We start from the raw sequence: 235 nt of genomic DNA, 5'->3' as shown, positions 1-235 counted from the left end.
CATCGCTTGGAGAATTGAGAGAAGCACTTGATAAAATTGATAATGAAATAGCAGAGCTTTATGAAAAACGGATGGAAGTCTGCAGAAAAGTCGGAGAATATAAAGTGAAATCAGGAAAAAAGGTGTTTGACAGGCAAAGAGAAAAAGAAAAACTTGCAGATGTAATGTCAAAAGTAGAGGGGGATTTCAATAAGAAAGGAATCCAGGAGCTGTATCAGCAGCTCATGTCTATGAG

1 protein-coding gene is annotated in these 235 nt (G+C 37.4%); it reads left to right on the top strand.

What is annotated here, in order from left to right:
* Positions 1-235, top strand: a 235-nt coding sequence (locus tag NE668_RS10040) for a chorismate mutase (RefSeq protein WP_256196879.1), incomplete at both ends; no start/stop codon positions are given.

This window comes from Veillonella parvula, from assembly GCF_024461875.1.
Taxonomy (GTDB): Bacteria; Bacillota; Negativicutes; order Veillonellales; family Veillonellaceae; genus Veillonella; species Veillonella parvula_I.
This window is presented reverse-complemented; position numbering and strand designations above follow the sequence as displayed.